Origin of the sequence: Maribacter sp. 1_2014MBL_MicDiv (assembly GCF_001865655.1) — a bacterium.
Classification (GTDB): Bacteria; Bacteroidota; Bacteroidia; order Flavobacteriales; family Flavobacteriaceae; genus Maribacter; species Maribacter dokdonensis.
Genome location: NZ_CP011318.1, coordinates 3,705,997 through 3,727,265 on the forward strand (window position 1 = coordinate 3,705,997; position 21,269 = coordinate 3,727,265).

At 37.2% G+C, this 21,269-nt stretch carries 19 protein-coding genes and 1 pseudogene; 8 read left to right on the plus strand and 12 right to left on the minus strand.

The annotated features are described in order from the left end of the window. Window positions 1-16: 16 nt before the first annotated feature. Window positions 17-961 (minus strand): carboxylate--amine ligase, encoded by a 945-nt coding sequence (locus YQ22_RS15550; protein ID WP_071341918.1) that lies wholly within the window; start codon window positions 959-961, stop codon window positions 17-19. A 206-nt stretch (window positions 962-1,167) separates the two neighbouring features. Between YQ22_RS15550 and YQ22_RS19460 the strand changes: the two are divergent. Continuing rightward, window positions 1,168-2,764, plus strand: a pseudogene (locus tag YQ22_RS19460) (IS1182 family transposase). A gap of 110 nt (window positions 2,765-2,874) precedes the next feature. Here the strand turns inward: YQ22_RS19460 and YQ22_RS15560 are convergent. After that, window positions 2,875-4,068 (minus strand): YHYH protein, encoded by a 1,194-nt coding sequence (locus YQ22_RS15560; protein ID WP_198033487.1) that lies wholly within the window; start codon window positions 4,066-4,068, stop codon window positions 2,875-2,877. A 116-nt stretch (window positions 4,069-4,184) separates the two neighbouring features. Then, complete coding sequence (locus YQ22_RS15565; protein WP_071341920.1) at window positions 4,185-5,195, minus strand: hypothetical protein; 1,011 nt, start codon at window positions 5,193-5,195, stop codon at window positions 4,185-4,187. 228 nt (window positions 5,196-5,423) lie between these two features. Here YQ22_RS15565 and YQ22_RS15570 point away from each other — a divergent pair, with 228 nt between their 5' ends. Then, a complete protein-coding gene (locus YQ22_RS15570) occupies window positions 5,424-6,995 on the plus strand; it encodes an IS1182 family transposase (protein ID WP_071341921.1) in 1,572 nt (523 codons plus the stop codon). Window positions 6,996-7,078: 83 nt separating this feature from the next. On the opposite strand, the gene YQ22_RS15575 is transcribed toward YQ22_RS15570, so the two are convergent. Then, complete coding sequence (locus tag YQ22_RS15575) at window positions 7,079-8,533, minus strand: aminotransferase-like domain-containing protein (RefSeq protein WP_071341922.1); 1,455 nt, start codon at window positions 8,531-8,533, stop codon at window positions 7,079-7,081. Between the two features lie 97 nt (window positions 8,534-8,630). Between YQ22_RS15575 and YQ22_RS15580 the strand changes: the two genes are divergently transcribed. Both YQ22_RS15580 and YQ22_RS15585 read left to right on the plus strand, forming a co-directional pair. Continuing rightward, the gene (locus YQ22_RS15580) at window positions 8,631-9,383 is read left to right on the plus strand and encodes an SDR family NAD(P)-dependent oxidoreductase (protein ID WP_071341923.1); all 753 of its coding nucleotides are present in this window, start codon (window positions 8,631-8,633) and stop codon (window positions 9,381-9,383) included. Window positions 9,384-9,385: 2 nt separating this feature from the next. Further along, window positions 9,386-9,877 carry an FABP family protein gene (locus tag YQ22_RS15585; protein WP_071341924.1) on the plus strand — a complete coding sequence of 164 codons (492 nt, stop codon included), beginning with the start codon at window positions 9,386-9,388 and terminating at the stop codon, window positions 9,875-9,877. A gap of 181 nt (window positions 9,878-10,058) precedes the next feature. Here the strand turns inward: YQ22_RS15585 and YQ22_RS15590 are convergent, their stop codons facing one another. Continuing rightward, window positions 10,059-11,285 (minus strand): DUF418 domain-containing protein, encoded by a 1,227-nt coding sequence (locus YQ22_RS15590; RefSeq protein ID WP_071341925.1) that lies wholly within the window; start codon window positions 11,283-11,285, stop codon window positions 10,059-10,061. A gap of 778 nt (window positions 11,286-12,063) precedes the next feature. Between YQ22_RS15590 and YQ22_RS18980 the strand changes: the two genes are divergently transcribed. Together YQ22_RS18980 and YQ22_RS18985 are read left to right on the plus strand one after the other, a co-directional pair. After that, window positions 12,064-12,744 (plus strand): IS110 family transposase, encoded by a 681-nt coding sequence (locus tag YQ22_RS18980; protein ID WP_083414275.1) that lies wholly within the window; start codon window positions 12,064-12,066, stop codon window positions 12,742-12,744. Next, window positions 12,745-13,119 carry a transposase gene (locus tag YQ22_RS18985; protein ID WP_083414276.1) on the plus strand — a complete coding sequence of 125 codons (375 nt, stop codon included), beginning with the start codon at window positions 12,745-12,747 and terminating at the stop codon, window positions 13,117-13,119. Between the two features lie 377 nt (window positions 13,120-13,496). On the opposite strand, the gene YQ22_RS15605 is transcribed toward YQ22_RS18985, so the two are convergent. The 5 genes from YQ22_RS15605 to YQ22_RS19420 form a co-directional block, all read right to left on the minus strand. Beyond that, a complete protein-coding gene (locus YQ22_RS15605) occupies window positions 13,497-13,871 on the minus strand; it encodes a VOC family protein (protein ID WP_071341927.1) in 375 nt (124 codons plus the stop codon). An 85-nt stretch (window positions 13,872-13,956) separates the two neighbouring features. Further along, complete coding sequence (locus tag YQ22_RS15610) at window positions 13,957-14,772, minus strand: helix-turn-helix transcriptional regulator (RefSeq protein WP_071341928.1); 816 nt, start codon at window positions 14,770-14,772, stop codon at window positions 13,957-13,959. Between the two features lie 176 nt (window positions 14,773-14,948). Next, window positions 14,949-15,731, minus strand: coding sequence for a DUF6090 family protein (locus YQ22_RS15615; RefSeq protein WP_071341929.1), 783 nt, complete (start codon window positions 15,729-15,731; stop codon window positions 14,949-14,951). Between the two features lie 75 nt (window positions 15,732-15,806). Continuing rightward, window positions 15,807-16,604: a site-specific tyrosine recombinase/integron integrase gene (gene xerA / locus YQ22_RS15620; RefSeq protein ID WP_335627008.1), complete on the minus strand. Its 798-nt coding sequence runs from the start codon at window positions 16,602-16,604 to the stop codon at window positions 15,807-15,809. Between the two features lie 54 nt (window positions 16,605-16,658). Next, on the minus strand, window positions 16,659-16,937 hold the full coding sequence (locus YQ22_RS19420) for a hypothetical protein (protein ID WP_335626096.1): 279 nt from the start codon (window positions 16,935-16,937) through the stop codon (window positions 16,659-16,661). Between the two features lie 80 nt (window positions 16,938-17,017). On the opposite strand from YQ22_RS19420, the gene YQ22_RS15625 reads away from it, so the two are divergent. Beyond that, entirely contained in the window at window positions 17,018-17,389 is a 372-nt protein-coding gene (locus YQ22_RS15625; protein WP_071341930.1) for a hypothetical protein, read from the plus strand. A gap of 79 nt (window positions 17,390-17,468) precedes the next feature. On the opposite strand, the gene YQ22_RS15630 is transcribed toward YQ22_RS15625, so the two are convergent. Next, window positions 17,469-18,095, minus strand: a complete 627-nt coding sequence (locus YQ22_RS15630) for an HmuY family protein (RefSeq protein WP_071341931.1) — start codon at window positions 18,093-18,095, stop codon at window positions 17,469-17,471. 33 nt (window positions 18,096-18,128) lie between these two features. Further along, a complete protein-coding gene (locus YQ22_RS15635; RefSeq protein WP_071341932.1) occupies window positions 18,129-20,243 on the minus strand; it encodes a TonB-dependent receptor plug domain-containing protein in 2,115 nt (704 codons plus the stop codon). A 116-nt stretch (window positions 20,244-20,359) separates the two neighbouring features. Here YQ22_RS15635 and YQ22_RS15640 point away from each other — a divergent pair, with 116 nt between their 5' ends. Further along, the gene (locus YQ22_RS15640) at window positions 20,360-21,265 is read left to right on the plus strand and encodes a DUF6607 family protein (RefSeq protein ID WP_071341933.1); all 906 of its coding nucleotides are present in this window, start codon (window positions 20,360-20,362) and stop codon (window positions 21,263-21,265) included. Window positions 21,266-21,269 lie beyond the last annotated feature (4 nt).

The following is a 21,269-nucleotide window of genomic DNA, read 5'->3' on the forward strand; positions in this document are numbered from 1 at the left end:
TTAAAATGCTTGTTGTTTACTTGTCTATGGATACCGAGTTCCATTTTTGGTTCAGGATGTTGCTCAAAAGATCAATATAATTCCATCCTATTTTTCTTCCAGATAGTAACGTTAAACTGTCTTGATTATTTCTGTGGGACCTTGAGGGTCCGGTCATATTCGGTTTCATATTAAGGTCAAATAAATAATATTTTCCTGTACTGTTAGATCTGCAATCTATTCTAATGGGAGCTTTAATATCTATTATCTTTGCAGATTTAACGCAATGTTCATAAACTTCTAGAATTTCATTACTCTGTAACTCTGCATCACTTAGTACTTTACTGTTTTCCATAACAGCTACTGTTCCATTATAAGGGGCAATACCATTATCATGATTATATCTTTCTACTGCAGGTAAACACCATGGTCTATCATAAAACAATTCTTTGCCATTTACCATGTAATTCCCTTTAGGCATTGCGGTAATTGTTATTTCCTTTCCAATTAAAAATTCTTCAATGTAAACAGCGGTGCCATAGTTATTGTTTGAAAACATAGCAGGTAACCTATCTAAAAGATTTTTGTGGTTGTTAATTTTCGTTACACCTTGACTTCCTCTTCCTCTTATCGGTTTTAATACCAAAGGAAATTTTAAGTCCAATGAAAGGTTATTGTAATGTTCATTGGTAATGAGTTGATTTTTAGGGATAGGTATATTGTTGGTAGCTAAAATATAATTGGTATACATTTTATCATCAAAAGTATCTACTAAGGATGGTGTTTGCCCTACAATATAAAGATCTTCGTTATAAAATTTTTCTATGTTATGATGGTTATAGAGCACCGTATTCAGCCAAAAGATTTTTGCTCCTTTATTCAATGCATTTTTAATACCATCTTCTGTGTCTGGAAAAACCCAATCCTTGTCAATACTATCATTTGGATATTCTAAAAATATGAATAAAGTTACTGTTCGCATATGTGCTACAACGGTATCGTATAACTGTCAGTTACGGGTTAATATGCGTTAATTTTCAGTTTAGCACAGGCTTTAGCAATTCCGAGTGGATTCGGACGTAGTCGAATCCGCCGTAATTGTGGTTATACATTGTGCCTGTTGCACAAGTTAACGAAAAAACCATATAGGGCCAACGTGATCTTAACGTTGGGTCGTTAACTTTAGTTATGCAGGGAAAAAAGGATTACCAGGAAAAACTGTTCGCCCGTTTCCAATTGAGCGAGCGCATACCGAAGAACAATTTCTACAGGCGTTTAAAAGAGGTTCTGGACCTGTATTTTCTCTATAAGCCGACCAAAGGATATTACGGTGAAAGCGGTCAAAAAAGTATTGACCCCGTGGTCTTCTTCAAGCTCTGTTTGGTGGGCTACCTGGAGAACATCATCAGCAACCGAAGGCTTATCGCCCATTGTTCGATGCGCCTGGATATTCTTTTTTTCGTAGGCTATGACACCTGCCTGCCGGCAGGCAGGTTGACGAGGAACTTCCCTGGCACAGTACCATAAGCCGTACCCGTCAACTTTTTCCCGAGTCGGTATTCGAGGAAGTGTTCACCAATGTCCTTGCCATGTGTGTTGAGAAGGGGATGGTCGCCGGTCATACCCAGGCGATCGACAGTGCGCCCGTGAAAGCGAACGCGAGCATGGACACATTGGAGCTGAAGGTGCCCGAAGAAGATTTGGAAGAGCATTTGAAAAAAGTACGTGCTATAAGCACAATGGACAAAGAAGTGCCACACCGCAAGAGCAAGGGCGACAGGTCCGACAAGGGTCAGCGAAGTGTGACCGCCAACAAGAAGGAACTCGATGCGATAAAGGGCAGGAACAAAAAATGGGCGAAGGACCAGGACCAAAGACCCGGTGCCGGAAACAAGGGGGCAAAGTATACGAGCAACAAGACCCATTACAGTCCTACCGACCCCGATGCCAGGATAAGCGTAAAGCCGGGCAAGGCAAGAAAGCTGAACTACCTCAGTCAGTTGAGCGTGGATACCGCCCATCATGTGATAACAGATATCAAAGCCTATCATGCAGACGGAAAAGACAATCAACAGCTTCAAGATATTGTAAAGCGGTTGCGAAAACGTTTATGGCAACAAGGTTTATTGTTTGAAAACTGTGTAGCCGATACAGGGTATAGTAGTGGGGAGAACTATGCTTTTCTAGAAAACCGAGGGCTAAAGAGTTTCATACCTCCGCATGGCACTTACAAAGGCGGGCCAACGGACTTCATTTACAATGAAACAGCAGATCATTATGTCTGTCCACAAGGCAAGGTGATACCATTTACCAAAGTGTTTTTAGATTACCGCACCAAGACCAAGAAGAAAGAGTATCGCGCAAGAAAGCATGTTTGTGTTGATTGCCCAATACGCAGTAGTTGCTTAGGCAAAAGTGCACAAGAGAAGAAGTTTAGTGTAACCTACTATAGAGCGGAGTATGAACGAAATATCGAACGGGTAACTAGCAAACAGGGCAGGTATATGAAGGGCAAACGGCAAAGCACGGTAGAACCTGTTTTCGGAACCTTGACCCAGTTCATGGGAAGGCGAAAAATAAATACTATTGGTATTGAACAGGCGAACAAGGTGATGCACTTATCCGCGATCGCCTACAACCTCAAAACCTGCCTGCCGGCAGGCAGGAGTACCTGAAATTCGAGAACAAACGCCCGAAAAGTGGGGCGGGAAAGCTTGCCCTGCCATTATTCGTAAAAATCATGGTCCATTACTTGAAAAGCCTTTCTAGTGCATCTAAAATTTAGGTTCATCTTCTGACATGGCATAAAAAAAAGCCCCTTAAAGAGGCTTATATCGATAGTAATTATTTCTAATTATAGGCTTGTGCAACGGTTACCATTGTTGGCGGTAGTATTTATTCTCTTTTGTATGTCAAATTTGTTGTTGTTCCGTCCGGGTTTATAAATTCGTAGTTATATTTTCCATTGTTATCCCAACCATAATTTATAATATAAATTGATGATTCAACTTTGTATTTTAAACTGTATTGGTTGAGTTCAGGGTTCATAAAGTCAATAATTTCAGCACCACGCAAAGGTCTTAAATCTGGTCGAACTCCTTTTGTTTTTGCTTGTGGCATTATCTCATTTTCGGGTGCTTGAGTTCTTGGGTTAATTTCAACTTTACCTTTCATAGAGGCAATTAAATACGGGTATTCTTTAACTGCGTGGTATTGATAAGTGCTGTCTGAAGTAAAACGTCCAAGACTTTCATCTAACTGCTCTTTGGTTTCTCCGTAAACTGGAAAACCATCTAAAGCATAGGCTATTGGTTTACCATTTCCTACTTTAGATTGTAAATGTGTAGGAGGTAAGTGATAATGATAATCATCTGCTCTTCCACAATGTCCTCCCCATTTGTCTAATTCACCAATGGCATTTGCATCTTCGCCTCGATTATTTAAAGGATTAAAAATAGGTATTCCATTCACAGAAATAGCAATAGCACCTTTCATAAAATTGTCTTTTGTCGATAGTGGATTTTCAGCCAATTCAGGTTGCAAGGGAATTGCCCAAGCATTACTACCCGAATAATCGTGATTAATAGGAACTTGTTGTTGCCAATTGGTTATGCCTGTCATCATTTCGTGTTCAGGTATTCCGTCTGATTCTATGTAGAAATATTTGTTATCGTACCGTGTAGTTACTTTGTCAAAAACGCCAAAAATAGATTCTAAATATGAAATGTTATTTTTTGCCATTTTAATTCTATCTGATGAAACATTTGTTTTACAACCCACTATAACAAAGAAAAGTCCAATTAAACTAAAAGCTAAAATTTTAGAGGTATTCTTTTTCCTAAACTTGAAGAATGAAAATAGTAACAAGGCAATACCGAAATAAATTAAAATTTTAGAATAGTTTATTGAAAATAATTGATACTCTTTTTGTGAAGTGTTTTTGTCAATAATCCAATTTGCTTTATTTAAAATATATTGTTGTTCTTGACTCGTAAAATCTGAAATATTAAAGGCTACCATTTTGTGTGCATCATTCATTAGATACACTCTTTCATCAATTTTTTCAATAAATTCAGCTTTTAGGTTCATTTCACTATTTGTAAAATGCCAAACTTTTGTAGGAGCACCGTGCCCGCCTTCGTGAGCTGAAGCTTGAGAGGAAAAAAACAGAATTGATAGTATAAATAGTATCTTGTTCATAGCCTTTATTTTATAGTGTATCGTACTAAAACTTCATTATCTAATACAACATTAGTTGACCATATAAATTCGGCATCATTATCAGAATCATCAAAAATAGAAGTGAAGTTGGTGTACGAAGGTTTATTATCTACACCAATGGCTTTGTTTGTGTAAGTGGTTGCATTAGGCCAATTGGAATCATCAAAATCAGCATTCATCCACTCGTTTGGCAATTCCCAATGCAAAGCATAAAAAGAACTCCCATCTTGACCTCCATTGGTGTCACAATTTTTAGAGTATCTATAATTCCCCTCTTCTGATACACAACTTAAGTCCTTAATTGGCGCTGTGTAAAAAGTCTGTGCTTTCCAACTTTCATCAGTTTTAGCAATAATATTGTTTTGTGCATCTTTAATTACGGCAACCATTCCACCATCTCCATTGTGAAAGGATTTGCCTCTATTTTCTTCGCAACCAACACCCAAATGTTCTTCCCAATCTACCAACTTCATAGCGATGGTATATGGTTTTTGAACTTTAAACTTTACAATACTAGAATTAAACTCTGTAAAGGGTACTTTATCTTTTCCAACGGGAATGCCATTTACATACATTTCAAAATAGTTGTCAGCAAAAATATAGGCTGTAAAAATCTCGCCATCTTCGTCAATTTCGATTAATTTGGAATTGTCAAAACTTGCTAAAGCCTCTTTTGTTGTTGCATAATTCTTTCCTTCGCAGGAATTAAATAAGTTTCCCGCAAACGGGAAGTCATTATTTGTATAATTTGTTTGAGCTGGCACAATCCATTTTTTACCATCGGTCGAAGTAATCTCTCCTACATCAGTCTTTCTTCCACGTTCACAAGAATATATATCTTCAGCTATTGTGGTGGCTATACCTTGCGTAACACTTGCTGTTCCGCTATATTCTGTGGTTTCCGAACTACTTGCTAGTTCATTGGGTTTCGATTTGTTTTCTTTACAGCTAAAGATTAATAGTGTAATTATGACTAAATTAAGTATGTTCTTCATTGTTTGTTTGCTTTGTTTTTTATATTACCGCCAACGTGATTGTATAAGATTAGTTGCGTTGATTAAGTACTAAAGTTACCAAATAAAACACAGATAGAGAGTCCGCGAGGACTTTCGTAAATTGGCTAAAACCAGCAATTAATTTTATACGGTGTGCCTGTTGCACAAGTTAACGAAAAAACCATATAGGGCCAACGTGATCTTAACGTTGTTGTGTTAACTTTAGGGATGCAGGGAAAAAAGGATTACCAGGAAAAACTGTTCGCCCGTTTCCAATTGAGCGAGCGCATACCGAAGAACAATTTCTACAGGCGTTTAAAAGAGGTTCTGGACTTGGATTTTCTCTATAAGCTGACCAAAGGATATTACGGTGAAAGCGGTCAAAAAAGTACTGACCCCTTGGTCTTCTTCAAGCTCTGTTTGGTGGGCTACCTGGAGAACATCATCAGCGACCGAAGGCTTATCGCCCATTGTTCCATGCGCCTGGATATTCTTTTTTTCGTAGGCTATGACATTGACGAGGAACTTCCCGGGCACAGTACCATAAGCCGTACCCGTCAACTTTTTCCTGAATCGGTATTCGAGGAAGTATTCACCAATGTCTTGAGTATGTGTGTAGAAAAAGGGATGGTTTCCGGTCATACTCAAGCAATAGATTCTGCCCCGGTAAAGGCTAATGCGAGTATGGATACATTGGAGCTGAAGGTGCCCGAAGAGGAACTTGACGAGCATTTACGGAAGGTACGTGCTATCAGCGCCATGGACAAGGAAGTGCCACACCGCAAGAGCAAGTGCGACAGGTCCGACAAGGGTCAGCGAAGTGTGACCGCCAACAAGAAGGAACTCGATGCGATAAAGGGCAGGAACAAAAAATGGGCGAAGGACCAGGATCAACGACCGGGCGCAGGTAACAAGGGGGCAAAGTATACGAGCAACAAGACCCATTACAGTCCTACCGACCCCGATGCCAGAATAAGCGTAAAGCCGGGCAAGGCAAGAAAGCTGAACTACCTCAGTCAGTTGAGCGTGGATACCGCCCATCATGTAATTACCGATATCAGGGCGTACCATGCCGATGGCAAGGACAACCAGCAGTTACAGGATATCGTAAAGCGCCTACAGCGGCGCCTATGGCAGCAGGGCTTCGTTTTTGAGAACTGCGTGGCCGATACGGGCTATAGCAGTGGCGAGAACTATGCCTTTTTGGAAAGCAGGGGGCTGAAAAGCTTCATACCCGCCCACGGAACGTTCAAGGGAGGTCCCGATGGTTTCGTTTATGACCAGGGGACGGACAGCTACCGCTGTCCCCAAGGGAAAACGATACCGTTCACCAAGGAGTTCAGGGATTATCGCACGGGAACAAGAAAGAAGGAATACCGGGCAAGAAAGCATATCTGCACCGGGTGCCCGATACGCAGTAGCTGTCTGGGCAAAAGCGCACAGGAGAAGAAGTTCGGCGTTACCTATTACCGTGCGGAGTATTTGCGTAACATCGCCCGGGTGGAGAGCCCACTGGGGCGGTATATGAAGGGCAAGCGGCAGAGCACGGTAGAGCCCGTTTTTGGAACCTTGACCCAGTTCATGGGACTGAGGAAGATGAATACCATCGGGCTCGCACAGGCGAACAAGATGATGCACCTCTCGGCGATTGCCTACAACCTCAAAAAGTACCTGAAATTCGAGAACAAACACCCGAAAAGTGGGGCAGGAAAGCTTGCCCTGCCATTATTCGTAAAAATCATGGTCCGTTACGTGAAAAGCCTTTCTCCGGCGCACGGAAAATTCACGTTCAACTTCTAGCTTAGCATAAAAAAAGCCCCTTAAAGAGACTTATATCGATAGTAATTGTTTCTAATTATAGGCTTGTGCAACGGTTACCATTGTTAGTGGTAGTTTTTTTTTGTTACCATATGCTTTCGCGCTAAGTTGCCAATTTGTTTTAGTGCACCATCTATTTTTTCATTATATGGCTTAGAATAGCTTATTCTAATAAAATTTTTATAATATCCATTTGCTGAAAAAATTTCGCCTGGGGTAATTAGAATTTTTTCTTTCAACACTTTTCTATAAAATTCGTAACCATCAAAAGACGCTGAAAATTCTATCCAAAAAACATATCCACCCTTCGGAATTTCAATATTAATTTCAGAAGGGAAGTAATTTAAAATTGCATTTCCATATTTTAACATATTCAAATGCAGCTGTTTTCTAAGATTTTTTAAATTCAAGTCAAAACGACCTGTTTTCATAAAATCTACTAAAGCCGCTTGTGTAATACTATTTGTGCTTAAAGATAATAGGCGTTTTTGCTTAGCAAATTCTTGTGATTTACGTCCAGTTATACAATACCCAATTCTAAATCCGGGAGCTAAAGTTTTTGAAAAGGAAGAACAATAATAGACAATACCTTCTGTATCAAACTGTTTTAAAGTAGTTGGCTTATTATTTTCAAAATATAAATCGCCATATACATCATCTTCTATAATATTAATGTTCTTTTTTGATGCTATAGATACAATTTTTTGTTTGGCAGAAGTATCTAAGGTTGCCCCGGTAGGGTTGTGGAAATTAGAAGTGATTAAACATAAAGAAATTTTCTTCTCAATTAATACCTGTTCAAAAGCTTTACTGTCAAAATTCAATGATTGGTTAAAGTCATATGTATGTATATTAACATTCTTGTTTTTTAATAATGAAATGATATTATAATAACTAGAGTCTGCTATTAGAATATTATCTCCGTTTTCAGTTAAAATATTTATACATATTCCAATCGCTTCTAAACAACCAGCCGTAATTACTACATCATCAACTGGGTTGACTTTACTTCCTCTAATGGTTTGCAATATTATTTGCTTACGCAATTCAATAGAACCAATGGGATTTTCATATGGAATTAAATTATACTTTTCGTGTAAAATAGAAGTCTGTAGCGATTTATATAATTTCTTTATGGGTAGCATTTCTACTGAGGGAGTTGCGGAGCTAAAATCGACCTCAATATCACCTAATTTTGAGCGTTCCATTTCCTCTATCATTTCATCTACATTTTTTGCCTTTGTAGCTGAATTTTTAGTGCTAGTGACTTTATCATTTAAGTGTTTTACTTTTTTTAATTGCGTTGCACTTAAACTTACATAGTAACCCGATTTATTTCTGGCTTCTATTAAACCTTTAGCTTCAAGTTCGTAGTAGGCTTTGAATACAGTAGACGGACTCACCGCAAATTCATTACAGGCTGCTCTTACAGAGGGTAATTTATGACCAACTTCAAATATTCCATGATGAATTTTTTCTTCAATGGATTGCGCTATTTTTTCAAACTTAAAATTATTCATAACAGGAAATCTGATATGGTGTAAATATAAAAATCTGAATCTGTTTTTTTCTATTTAAAAGTTAGAATTTTGGCACTTAATTTAAACTTTAAGACAGATGAATAGAATAGCTTTTATAACAGGTGCATCATCAGGTATTGGTAGGGCGACTGCCAATATTTTTGCAAAGAATAATATAGACTTAATTATTTGTGGTCGAAGAAGAGAAAAATTAGAAGAATTAGCATCGACACTTAGCGAGCATGTAAAAGTACATGTCTTATGTTTTGATGTTCAAAATTTTGAAGAAACAAAAGATAACATCGATAGCTTACCAGAATACTTTAAGAATGTAGACATCTTAGTAAATAATGCAGGTGGAGCTCATGGTTTGTGTAGCTTTATTAATAGTGAAATTACTGATTTAGAAAAAACAATTGATTCCAATGTAAAAGGACTACTCTATATTTCAAAATTGATAATTCCGTATATGATTTCAAATAATAAAGGTCAAATAATTAATATGAGTTCGATTGCAGGAAAACAAGCATATCAGAACGGAATGGTTTATTGTGCTTCCAAAGCTGCTGTAGAATCAATTAGTAATAGCATGCGTTTAGAACTTGTTCCATTTGGGATAAAGGTTACAAATATAGCTCCAGGAGCGGTGAATACAGAATTTTCATTAACCCGTTTTAAAGGAGATAAAAAAAGTGCGGATGCTGTTTATAAAAATTACCAACCCTTAGTTGCCGAAGATATAGCAAAATCTATTTTTTATTGTATTGATTTACCGAAACATGTTCAAATTGCCGATATGACTATTTTTCCTTCAGCGCAAAGTGCTGCAACAACAATTTATAAAAGTTAGATATGTACGAATTTAGTTTTGAGTCGTTTGCTAACAGTATTGTTGGTACTTGGAAAGGTGAAGGTTCAGGAATATTTCCAACAATTAAAAATTTTGAGTTTATAGAGCATTTAGTGTTTAAAAAGGATGAGGAAAGGGCTGTTATTCATTATGAACAAAGAACTTGGCTTAAACCAAGTTCATCACAAAAAAGAAGAAGCTCTCATTGGGAATCTGGGTTTATTTCATTCGAAAATGAGGAACAACTTTTTATGAACAATGTACATGAAAATGGTAGAATGGAGTGTATGAATTTGAATGAAATTAAGATATCAAAAGATTCTTATCAGCTTTTATTCGAATCAAGATTAATTATTAATGATGAAAGGATGCAAACTTCTAAAAGAGAATGGAATTTTGATGATGGGAAATTGAACTATGAAATGTTTATGGGAACAAAAACAGTAAAAAAACAACAATTACATCTTAGTGCTTGTTTAATTAAAGAAATGTAGTCATTTTTAGAATAGTCTTATTAGGTATTAGGACTTGTTTGCGAAAGTCTATTTCTAAGTAACGGTCTATTTTTTTTCTTAAATTACCACTAACGGTCTCGTGTATATGGCGTTGCGAGCTTTTGCTCGCAATGAACATTATACACAATGTTACCATGCGTTAATTCCATCATTTGTCTGATTAGTTATTTGGATAACGGATATTTATCCACTTTCTATAAGTCAGGCTACGCCAAATCCATTCTAAGGGACCAAATTTGAAATATTTTAACCAGATATGGCTAAAAATAATTTGCGATACTAAAACAAGAATCGCAATACCTGATGTATGTAATAAACCGATTTTACCAATTAAATTAAATCCAAAATTGTAAAATATAATAATCATGATTATGGTCTGAAACAAGTAATTGCTCAGAGCCATTCTCCCCACAGGGATTAAATATTTAAATGCTCTTCTACCTATTGAAGTTTGAACAATTTTAAATATCGAAGTTATATAGAAAATGCACATAAATATCTGGCCGGCTAATACCAAGAGTTTATAAAGGATATTTAATGGAGTTGATGGGAACATAAACGCACTTCCACCAATTGTTTTAGCTGAAAAAGTAGCCAAAAGACCTACTATTAAACTGGTTATCAACAATAAGGTTGATTTTGATTTTTTTGTAAAAAATTCAATTGAAGCGAAATAGTAACCAAGAAGAAAAATTCCAAGGAATTTAAAATACCCCCCTGATGGAATATAACCTAAGTATTTCCAGACAAGATTATGAATATTTAAAAAGAATATGTCTGCAATTGAACCATTCTGGAATGTACTTATAACTGCTTCAACGGTCATATCTGGATATTGAACATGTGCAATGGCAGTCGTTTTTTCTGGACTAGCAGAACTCAAAGCCTCAGAAAATGGCAAGAGAGATAAATCGATTAAAAGTGGAAATAGAAGGAAAAATAACGACCACAGAATAAGGTTTTTAGACTTGACATTCCGGAATAAAATGAGGATAAAACCAAATATAGAATAGGCAAGTAAAATGTCTCCAAACCAAATTAAACTGTGCAATAACCCTATCAATAACAGAAGAAATAGTCTTCTTCGATATGTTTTTAAAAAATTAAGAGAATCTTCTTTGTTCTTTTCATATTGAATATAGAACCCAACAGCAAAAAGAATGGAGAAAAGGGTGTAAAACTTTCCTGCTACTACGATATTTAGAATCGAATATAATTTTTCATCTAACTGAAAATTAGTTATTTGCTCAAGGTCATCAAAGGGCATAAAAACGTATCCGCTAAAAAATCCCATGTTCATGAAAATGATTCCAAGTAAAGCGAAACCTCTTAGGATGTCTAGAATTTCAATTCTTTGTTTAGGTTCTATTGGTTGATTAGATGTCATTAGTTCAATTTTCCATTTAAAAGAGAAATTATATTCTTAGCAAAAAATTCAGAAACGAGGTTTTGAGCTTAATGCATTGTAACGTTTCGTGTATAATTTGTACCGCTGCGAAATTCTCTGAATTTCGGGCTGGTACAAGTAGTTAGTTTTTGTTTGTTGCTAAAATAGTAAAAAGCAACAAATCAAAACACTAACTGCGACATGCAAATAGACAATTTTTTGTGGATTAGACACGGACTCACGTCGGCATGAATTATACATATTGTTATAAACTGTATTTTTTGCTCGAGCTGATTGTCGTGGAGGTGCTCCAAACGACAAACCATTGCAAAAAAAGCCAAAATCAAGTCAGACAATACAAGCCTAATTTTGCAAACAAACTGCGGCTGTGCGGCATGGAAATATTCCTGAAAACAAAAACTGGTTTTGCAGTTTTCAGTGTTACACCTCAGATATTACCTGAGCAAATAAACCGCAAAAAAAGCGTACCACGATAAACACAACGATTCCAGTTTAGTTTTTAAAAATTGATAGCTTTTTTGATTATTGATAAAGCGCAAACTTGAGCAAAGAAAAACCGACTTGCGGATTGAAATATAGTTTATAACGGTCTCGTATAACCGTCAGTTACGGGATTAAAGTTAATGTTTTTCGGTTTGGCACAGACTTTAGCAATTCCGAGTGGATTCGGACGTAGTCGAATCCGCCGTAATTGCGGTTAGCATCTATGTAAAAGCAGTAAGTCGAGTATCTTTAAGATGAACTAAAAATCAAAGATATGAACACTCAAATTACTGCTACACCTAAGTTATTCATTGGTATCGACATACACAAACGCAGTTGGAAGGTACACTGTGCGACGGATCTGTCATCCGGAAAGACTTTTAGCATGCTGCCCGATGCCGAACTGCTCTATGAATATGTAGCCAAGCATTACACAGGTTATGAAGTGTCCACCGCTTATGAGGCGGGCTGTTGCGGATACCGTGCACACCGGTGCTTTGTAGGTTATGGCTGGCGCAGCTTGGTGGTCAATCCGGCCGATATATTCAGGCGGGGCAAGGAGCGCCATACCAAGACGGATAGGATCGATGCCCAACTCATAGCACGGGAGCTCAAGGACGGCAGGTTGAGCGGTATTTGTGTGCCGGACAAGTGCAGGGAGCAACTGCGGAGCCTTTTCCGTCGCAGGAACGATCTGGTCAAGGATATGCGCCAGATCAAGAGCTATATCAAGATGCAGTTGCTGTATTACGGTATAAGGATACCCCAAGAATTCGATAACGACCATTGGAGCCATAAGTTCAGGGATTGGCTCGATGAACTGGATTTCGGGTACGATACGGGCAATGAGGTCCTGCGTAGCCGTATGCGCAGTTTTCGGTTCATCGACCGGGAGTTCCGGGAAGTTTCCACCTTATTGCGCCGGTATACCAAGATCCACTTTAAGAAAGATTAAATGCTTTTACGGAGCATTCCCGGTATAGGTCCCATAGTGGCCAGTGGTATTTTGAGCGAATTGGGCGACCTGCGCCGTTTCGGTAATATCAAACATTTGGCCGGATATGTAGGTGTGGCACCGGGCATTTACCAAAGTGGCGATACCATCCGACATACGGGGGTGAGCATGCGTGCCCACCGGTTGATACGCAGTTATTTCATCGAGGCCTCTTGGCAGGCCATTCGAACGGATCCCGTGATGCAGGGCTATTACCGCAAGCATCACGGAAAAAATGTGAAGAGTGTCATCGTAAAGGTGGCCAGGAAACTACTGAGCAGGACATTGGCGGTGATAAAGACGGAGACCCCTTATGAGATAGGGGTATTGGAATAGAATATAGAGAAAGTAAAACAACAGGATAACCGAGCTCACAATAGAAGTAGAAAAGTCCGGATCACAGAACAATGTAGGTGGTCCCGCCGCTGGCGGGAACCACATCGGTTAGCAAGTGACCGGGCTTATTATAACTTATGATCATACAGATGCCGGTGGCCATGCCCAAAGCACGGACCACATATAGGATGCGGAGCAAGTTATATATGGTGTTGAAGTATTGACAACCAAGCATTATGCTGGAAAGGGTTGCCAACAATCCAACACCCCAAAATCAACATTATGGACCAATAAAAAATAAAATATTAACTTTAGAGAACTGGACTAGGGCTTTTCATAGGATACATTGTTGTACATTCGTACTTTGTTTCAATAAATTATTTTCTTGAGTGAAGTCCAATCGTATTTCCATCTCTATCCATAAGAATTGATACAAAACCAAATTCTCCAATTGACATTTTTGGTCTTATAATTTTTCCTCCTGCTTTTTCTACTAAATTTTCTTCTGTTGTACAATCTTCAGATTCAAAGTAGATAACTGTATTATTACTATTAGGAACAAAGTCTTCCTTTTCTACCAATGCACCAGTAATATTCAACCCTTTTGGGTCAAAAGGAAAACCAGATTGTTTACCAAATTCAATTGGGAAATCAACAAGTTTTATATTAAACACAGCTTCATAGAATTCTTTAGCGTTTTCTAGGTTAGATACATTAATGTCGAACCAGTTTACAGGATTTACGTTTTTCATTTTATTTTCTTTTATATTTTGTTGCGTTATTGCAATGCAAATATGCTATGACTTTAAAATATAAAATTGTAAAAATGGGACAAGCCTACTCTTTGCTATCAAAAATTAAAGACATCTTTAAATCATTTCCATAAAATTCTTTAGGTGTAAGTCCTGTAAACTCTTTAAAGTCTTTTATAAAATGGGCTTGGTCAAAGTATTCGTTCTCGTAAGCTAAATCGGTTAGGCTTTTAACTTCTTCTGTTAATAATGTTTTTAATGTATTTTGAATTCTTATAGTTTTGGAAAGTTGTTTAGGGCTTAAGCCTATTGTTGATGAAAATTTACGAGTTAATTGTCTTCGATTAATATTATTTTCCTCTGATAATTTATTTACCGAGAATTGCCCATTGGCTGTTAAAATTGTTTCAACTGTCGATTTTACTATTTCGTCAATGGTTTTAGCATTCGCCAATTTTTTAAATAGAAAGGTTTCAATAAGGTCTATTCTTTCAGAAGTTGAATTTGCTTTTAGTATTTTCTGTCCTATTTCTAGTCCTTTCTTACCAAATAACTTTTCGAAAGAAATTACTTTGTTTTCCATTTCTTTTATCGGAATTGTTGCAAACGGTAAATAACCATTAGGGTGAAAGCAAACAAAGAAAGTTGCAGTTTTACCTGTTGGCTCTACCAAAAAAGGTTTAGTTAATTGCCCAACCACTAAGCATCTTGGTACAAATTCACTTTCACCTTTATCATTATAGTTTTTGTATTTATCTCCATAATGAAAAATCATTTTAATACAGCCATCTGGTACGATGGTATTTTTTTTTGGTGTTTTTTCTTTAGGAATTTCTAATGTCCAATAACATTTAACCCATTCTTTTAAATTCTCTTGCGGTTCAAAAATTTGGTGATTCATTTTGAAATTTCTTTTGTTCAGAACGTTGCTTGGGTATGATGTACAACGGTCTCGGCTATGAGTAGTTGCGTGGGTTAGCACTAACTTTTGCAAGTACACACCAAACTGAAAATCCGAGAGGATTTTCAGAAGTAGGCGAGGACAAGCAATTACTTATAGCCATTGTTGTGCTTTCGTTATTTTTCAATTTCAGAATTCAAAATTTGAATAATAGTATCTATCCTTTTCATTAAAGTTTCAGATTCTTGATTATTAAACATGTTGTAAACAAGTGATTGTGCAATAGAACCTTCCAATCTTGAGTTGGCCATCAAATCGTCTTTTGTAAGAGTTTTTAGTATGGTCTTTTTTGATACCAGATTAGATACTTTATTTGACTCCAACATACTTCTATTTGCATGATTCCAAAAATAGTATTGTAAATCCCGTCTTAAGCCTAATTCAGTGGTATAGGAAATTATGTCTTGCTCTGCATATCTCAGAAACATCTGCTCAACTTCTTGAAGTTGAATAACATCTGTACTCCAATTAATTAATAATTGCTTAAGCTCTTCGTTTTTTAGAATTTCAAGAGTTCCAGAGTTTACAAAGTCATTTTGTACTGGGTCAAAAGTAGTTGGCACAATACTACTTAAATAGTACATAATACTATCTCGCTCTACTAATTCTGGCTTATTATAAAAGTCTAATAATCGCCTGCAATTTTTAATAATGGTATTTCTATGTTCAATTTTACTATTTAATTGTGCCTTGTTAGAATTAAATTCCTTTTCGAGGCTTTTTAAAATGGTTAATTCTTTTAGATTTGCTTTGTGTTCCTCATTCCAATTGTTAATCTGTAGCGCAATTAAAATTCCAATAACAACCAGAACTATTTCTCCAATGGCGTAAGTCAGGTATTTTCCGAATTTGTTTTCAGAAAGTAGTTTTTGTCTAATTTTTCTAAAGAATTTTATCATTGGTTAGCGGTTTCTGATAATGAAGCACAACAATTGTATATGTGCACAATTGCACATATATCTACTTTGTGCATACTAATCTAATGGATTTTTTATTGTCTTAAAAGTATTAGTGGCTACATGGGTGTATATTTCTGTTGTCTTACTAGAACCATGACCTAATAATACTTGTATTTGTCTAAGGTCTACGTTAGATTCTAACAAATGTGTTGCAAAACTATGCCTAAGGGTATGTGGAGTAACATTTTGTAAAATTCCTGCTTTATGGGCAGCTTGCTTTACAATCTGTATTACACTTGCTGCACTGTAGTTACCGCCTTTACGGCCTTCAAACAAAAAATCTTTAGGATGCCATTCTTTAAAATAGAGCCGTAAATCTTGTAGAACTGTTTCGGACAATAGACTTACCCGGTCTTTATTGCCTTTGGCGCCTTTTATAGAAACCAGCATTCGTTTACTATCTATATCCTTGACCCTAAGGTTTAAAAGTTCACTTCTACGTAAACCGGCACTGTAGAGCAAGGCTAAAATGCATTTATGCTTTAGGTTTGTTGTACAATTCAGCATGGCAATGACCTCCTCTTTTGAAATTACGGTAGGTAGCTTATGTTCCTTCCTTGGTCTTTCAATGTCGTAAAAACGGTTGGGCATGCCAAGAACGGTCTCATAATAGAATTTTATGGCATTTATGGTCTGATTTAAATAGGAGTTGGATAGGTTTCTATGTATTAACCTCTGTAGATATGACCTCACGTCACTTTCGTTCAAGGTTGTAATATCTCTATCTTTAAAATGATTAATGAACATTTCAAAAAAGTTGACATACGTTTTTACGGTGCTGTTGGCATATCTTTTAAGCTCAAGTTTTAACAGGTATTCCTCTGGACAAACCCTATAGCCTTCAGGTAGTTTCCTTTCCCTGAACCATTATACATCTACTACTTCATTATGGGTGTTGACAGGTCTATTACTTAAAAATTTGTTATAGTTGATCCATACGACTCCTTTAAAAGTATTGAAAATAATACCAAGGTTTTTCGTTGTATTTAGAATATAGACCATGTGGTACTTAGTGCTCCACCTAGGTTCGGGAAGCCCCTTGATCAGATTCTGTAAAAGTTTGTCCTGAGTAAATTGTATGCCGATCATCTTCTGATTTTTGATCATTAGATGATGTAACGTAATGGATTTTGGTGTGTTCATCATGTCAAGTGTAATACTAAATAAATCAATTAATCAACTTTTATGCGTATATTATTCGTATAATATTCGATTAAGTTATAAGCATGAAAAGAGTTTGTCCAGAATGTAATAATGAAGTGATAGGTAGAACGGATAAAATTTTCTGCTCAGTTAAATGTAAGTCCATACATCAATATGAAAAAAGTCAGAAAGAGAATACCTTTTATTTTTCGGTGGATAAACAACTGAAGAGAAACAGAAAAATACTAAAACGCTATAATAAGTCTGGATTTACAACTATTAGAAAGAGTGTTCTTTTAGAGGAAGGTTTTAATCCCAAATTTTTTACCCACTACTGGAAGAATCAAAAAAATGATGTTTACCTTTTTTGTTATGATTTTGGGTTTTTAAAAGCGACTAAAAATGGTGTAACAAAGTATGTTATTGTACAATGGCAAGATTATATGAACCAGTAATTATTGGTTTAATGAAAACAAAAAAGGGCAACCCCAAAGTTGCCCATATGTTACTGACTATTATGCTCTAAAAATAAGACTATTCTAAAGAAGTATCGCCTTCGTTAGGGTTGTAAACATAATTAAAGGTATAGTACGGTGTAGCATCTTCAAAAGCATTTGGTTCAGATGGCGCATCTTCATAATAACTTATAAACTCTACTTTGGCAAAATTACCTTCGGTAGTTCTAAATACAAATACTTTACCTGGTATAGGTGTAATTAAATGTGTTGGGTCTCCTGCGTAGTTGTACCAACCATTATCACTACCTGTTGCAATGGCAAAAGAAGCATCTGCATCTTGCTCAAAAGTAAGTCCTTCTGCTGTGGTTACACTTGCCAAGGTGCCGGTTACTTCGGCTACGCCAACATTACCGTTTCTTTCCGGTTCATCTTCAGTGCCGGTCAAGGTACCGCCATTAACGGCGATCGTGGTGCCCCTAAAGGCAATGTCCCATGCAGTATCACTGGTAGTAATGACACCGGTCTCAAAATCAAATTTGGTGAACTCACCACCAACAGGTGCTCCTTGGCCTCCGGTTTGTGGTGCATATAAATTGCTAACGGTCTCCGTCTGTACCGGATCCGTAGGTGTGCTGTCATCATCGCTGCTGCAAGAGGTGAATGCCATTGCTAAAAATGCTACTGCTAAAATGTTCTTTGTCATGGTAATTGTAATTAAAACCTGTTGCCAGGTGGGTTAGAATTGATAATTTAATTTAATGAATGCTTGTATGCCCGGCATTGTCGGGATATTGTTATCCGTATAATCCAATAGGTTGTTTGCGCCAACCTGAAGTGTAAAATCTGTATAGAATATTTTGCTTACCGCGGCATTTAGGGTAACAAAACCATCTATAAAACTGGTATCGAAATTATCTATGAGTCCGTTGCCATTGGTGTCATATTGTGCATACTTACTACGGTAGAGTACTCGCAAGTTTACATGGGTTTTGGCAGAGGGTATATCATAGTAGAATTTAAAATTGGCATTGTGCCTAGAACGGTTGACCAAGCCAAAATAATCAGAGGTGGTCAGGGCAACAGATTGCCCGGTATTGGCATCGCGTACAAATACTTGATCGTTTTTTACGTCTTGTCTTCTCTGTTTATCAAAGGCATAAAGTAATTGGTATCCGGCACTTATATTTAAATTATCCGTGAGTTTGTAGGCGGAGTTGATTTCAAAACCCGTAGTGTATATTTCATCAAAATTCATATAACTGAACACGTTTTGTCCATTGGTCTTGCGGGCAATGATTCTGGTATCTATTAGGTTTTTAAAATCGTTTCTAAAGAAATTTACTTCTGTATTGCCAACACCATGTTTTAGGGTTAGGCCTAAGTTGTAGCCAATAGAACTTTCTGCTTCCAACGGTTGGCTCAATTCGTCTTCTGTGACCACCACATCTAAGATTTGGTCTTGTTCTTCTAATTCTTGTAATTTATCTAAGGCTACATTATAACCTAGTACGGTATAGCCCACCGCGGAATTGGTGAAGTCAAAATACAACTGTCTAAAATCGGGCGCTTTAAAACCATAACCCACAGATCCCTTAATAGCCAGATTTGGATTTAATTGGTAGCGTAATGCCAACTTGGGACTAAATTGGTTGTTGTATTCAGAGTGATTGTCAAAGCGCGCTCCGGCAATAACATTCAGTTTTTCCAAAGGGTCAAAATCATACTGGGCATAAAGGTATTGAGAAGTGAAATTCACTTTTTCTTCAAAATAAGTCCTGTCCAGCTCATCTAACTGTAATCCCGCTCCTGCGGTTAAAGTCCCGTTTTGGAACCCGGTTCTGTTTTCGTTTTCAATATTAAAGGTATAGCTACCACGTACCTCTGGCCTCAGTAATTTTTGATCAAAATCACTATCGCTCAAAACATCGGTAGAAATAGGGTCTGCCAATAATTCGGTAGCAACGTAATTGGTATAGTACAGTTCATAAGCCATGTTGAGCGCCGGGGTCCATTTGTGGTCCAGTCTGGCATGTGCGTTCCATTCACGTTCTTTGGTATCACCCTCATATTGAATGCTATCCACGGTAAATCCGGCATCTTGTACCTGATCGTAGAATCGTCCAGAGGTAAAGAGAGAAAGTTTATCGTTGATATCATAATACAACCTACCGTTTAGGGTGTAGTTGGTATACGGGTTAACGGTTTGGCCCTCCACATCTTCATTTAGGTCATAACCGTTGGATGAGAAACGATTGGCGAAAAATCCATACCGAAATTTTTTAAAACCCTGCTTAAGGTCAAGGTTCATATCTTGTTGGGAAAAGCTACCGATGCGGTAGGATGCATTTCCGCTAAAATCCTGCTTTTCTGGTTTTTCGGTGATGATATTGATGACACCGCCCAATGCCTCAGATCCATATAAGCTGCTTGACGGACCTTTAACTACTTCAATCTGTTTAATATTACCTACGGTAAGTCTGCTTAAATCGAAATTTCCGGCACTACGCCCCACCAATGGAACTCCATCTATAAGGATAAGAATATAGTCCGATGCAATGCCTTGTATTTGTACCCCTTGAAATCCACTTTCATCGGTAACCGTTATAATGCCTGTTTGTTCGTTCAGTATTTCATTAAGGCGAACGGTACCGGATTTTATAATCTGTTTTTTACCTACCAAGGTAACGGGTAGGGGAAGCGATGATAATTGACGGGCAGTTCTTGTGGCGGTCACTATGACTTCATCTAATTCTTGTGATAAAATAGAATCTGTAACGCTGGGCACTTGGCTTTGCGCTACTATAATATGTGTACCTAAAAGTAGTAGTAAGGTCGCTAGTCGAAATCGCATTATATTTATTTAGACTTATTCTTGATAAGGATGTAAATATATAAACAATTCTTATTTAGAATAAATTAAAATAGTTATTTTTGTCAACGAACATCAAAAAATAATACACTTGTAAAATGAAAACAGTATTACCTACCATAATGGCATTAGTAGTATCTGCTAGTACAATTGCCCAAAAGGCGAAAAAGAACGATGACCGTGAAGCTATAAAAAGTATGTGCGGTTGTTTTGAAGTAACCTTCAACTTTGCCGAAACATTTAACCATAGTACGGATTCTTTGTATAAGCCTTCTAAAACAAAAGTGGATAAGGGCTTAGAGTGGGCAGAACTGGTGACGGATGAAGATGATAAAATATCCATTCAGCACCTGTTGCAGGTAGGTAACCCTGCAGACCCGCATATTGTAAAGCATTGGAGGCAAGATTGGCTGTATCAAAATACAGACCTATATTCTTATAATACCGATAATACATGGACATTCAAAAAATTGCCATCAGATAAGGTAAAAGGGCAATGGACCCAAAAAGTATATCAAGTAGATGATAGCCCTAGGTATGAAGGCTCATCTACATGGGTGCATGTGGATGGTAAAAGCTTTTGGGAAAATACTTCAGATGCCCCGTTACCAAGACGTGAGTACACTACAAGAAGCGACTATAATTTAACCGTTCGTGGAAATCGCCATGAGGTTACGGATTACGGTTGGTTGCACGATCAAGATAATACAAAGGTTATACGTGAACCCGGCAAAGAAGATGTCATATTAGCTCAGGAAAAAGGGTATAACACTTATGTAAAGGTTGATGATAGTAGATGTGCCGCTGCCGCAGCCTGGTGGAAATCCAATGAAGATAAATGGGCTTTGGTACGTACAAAATGGGATGATGTTTATGGTAGGAACATAGACCTTTCTTTAGAGGAAAAAGTAGATAATAAAGTTTTGTACAAATACCTTTTTGATGATGAATATGATCAAAAAGATGAAATAGAAGAAGTAATAGAATCATTCGTTAAACAATAAGGAC

What these genes read in the sequence shown, in the direction of transcription:
- YQ22_RS15550 (WP_071341918.1), bottom strand. Translation starts at nt 961, where the DNA reads ATGCGAACAGTAACTTTATTCATATTTTTAGAATATCCAAATGATAGT.
- YQ22_RS15560 (WP_198033487.1), bottom strand. Translation starts at nt 4,068, where the DNA reads ATGAACCTAAAAGCTGAATTTATTGAAAAAATTGATGAAAGAGTGTAT.
- YQ22_RS15565 (WP_071341920.1), bottom strand. Translation starts at nt 5,195, where the DNA reads ATGAAGAACATACTTAATTTAGTCATAATTACACTATTAATCTTTAGC.
- YQ22_RS15570 (WP_071341921.1), top strand. Translation starts at nt 5,424, where the DNA reads ATGCAGGGAAAAAAGGATTACCAGGAAAAACTGTTCGCCCGTTTCCAA.
- YQ22_RS15575 (WP_071341922.1), bottom strand. Translation starts at nt 8,533, where the DNA reads ATGAATAATTTTAAGTTTGAAAAAATAGCGCAATCCATTGAAGAAAAA.
- YQ22_RS15580 (WP_071341923.1), top strand. Translation starts at nt 8,631, where the DNA reads ATGAATAGAATAGCTTTTATAACAGGTGCATCATCAGGTATTGGTAGG.
- YQ22_RS15585 (WP_071341924.1), top strand. Translation starts at nt 9,386, where the DNA reads ATGTACGAATTTAGTTTTGAGTCGTTTGCTAACAGTATTGTTGGTACT.
- YQ22_RS15590 (WP_071341925.1), bottom strand. Translation starts at nt 11,285, where the DNA reads ATGACATCTAATCAACCAATAGAACCTAAACAAAGAATTGAAATTCTA.
- YQ22_RS18980 (WP_083414275.1), top strand. Translation starts at nt 12,064, where the DNA reads ATGAACACTCAAATTACTGCTACACCTAAGTTATTCATTGGTATCGAC.
- YQ22_RS18985 (WP_083414276.1), top strand. Translation starts at nt 12,745, where the DNA reads ATGCTTTTACGGAGCATTCCCGGTATAGGTCCCATAGTGGCCAGTGGT.
- YQ22_RS15605 (WP_071341927.1), bottom strand. Translation starts at nt 13,871, where the DNA reads ATGAAAAACGTAAATCCTGTAAACTGGTTCGACATTAATGTATCTAAC.
- YQ22_RS15610 (WP_071341928.1), bottom strand. Translation starts at nt 14,772, where the DNA reads ATGAATCACCAAATTTTTGAACCGCAAGAGAATTTAAAAGAATGGGTT.
- YQ22_RS15615 (WP_071341929.1), bottom strand. Translation starts at nt 15,731, where the DNA reads ATGATAAAATTCTTTAGAAAAATTAGACAAAAACTACTTTCTGAAAAC.
- YQ22_RS19420 (WP_335626096.1), bottom strand. Translation starts at nt 16,937, where the DNA reads ATGATGAACACACCAAAATCCATTACGTTACATCATCTAATGATCAAA.
- YQ22_RS15625 (WP_071341930.1), top strand. Translation starts at nt 17,018, where the DNA reads ATGAAAAGAGTTTGTCCAGAATGTAATAATGAAGTGATAGGTAGAACG.
- YQ22_RS15630 (WP_071341931.1), bottom strand. Translation starts at nt 18,095, where the DNA reads ATGACAAAGAACATTTTAGCAGTAGCATTTTTAGCAATGGCATTCACC.
- YQ22_RS15635 (WP_071341932.1), bottom strand. Translation starts at nt 20,243, where the DNA reads ATGCGATTTCGACTAGCGACCTTACTACTACTTTTAGGTACACATATT.
- YQ22_RS15640 (WP_071341933.1), top strand. Translation starts at nt 20,360, where the DNA reads ATGAAAACAGTATTACCTACCATAATGGCATTAGTAGTATCTGCTAGT.